At 76.3% G+C, this 657-nt stretch carries 1 protein-coding gene; it reads right to left on the reverse strand.

Going from position 1 to position 657, the window contains the following annotated elements:
- Nucleotides 1-657 (reverse strand): hypothetical protein (locus tag G3I40_RS15300; RefSeq protein ID WP_203644116.1); only part of this gene is annotated, 657 nt, incomplete at both ends.

Consider the following 657-nt stretch of genomic DNA (forward strand, 5'->3'; position numbering starts at 1 on the left):
GCCCGCGACCGCGAGCCGCAGCCCGTCGGCCGTGCGGGCGAGCCGCGGGATCAGGTGCGGGCCGCCGCTGACCAACGGCAGCCGCGGTGCGGGGCCTTCCAGATACCGCACCATGGCGTGCAGCAGGCGCTGCCCCTCGTCGTCGTAAGGGAGCAAATGCGGGGCGGTCGCGGCGAGCACGCCGACGCGTCCGCCGAGCGCGTTCGTGTGCACACAGCGCGCCGCGCCCCACGCGGAACCGTCGGGGGTGTGCACGGTGCTCCACACCTCGGTGCCGTCGCCGGGGCGCAGTCGGGCCAGTGCGGGCTGGACGTTGACGCTGAGGACGAGGTCGCCGTGGCGCTCGTACGCGTACGGGCCCTCGCCCTCGACGTGGTCCTCGCGGCCGACGATGCCGTCGACGCCGACGCCCAGCAGCGCGGCGTACCCGCGCTCGCCGAGGATGTGCGCGGCGGTCCCGTCCAGGAGCAGGCCGCCCGCGAGCATGCGGCGCACCTGCGCGTCGTCGAACGCCCAGGCCGACTGTCCGAAGAGCACGCGCACCGGGGCGTCCTGCGCCGTCACGGGGACGCCGTAGCGCAGCAGGAAGTCCGCGGCGGGCGTCGGATCGACCGCCAGATCCGCCAGATGCCCCGGCCGGCGGGTGCGCACGTGCGC

Origin of the sequence: Streptomyces sp. SID14478 (assembly GCF_010548525.1) — a bacterium.
GTDB lineage: Bacteria > Actinomycetota > Actinomycetes > Streptomycetales > Streptomycetaceae > Streptomyces.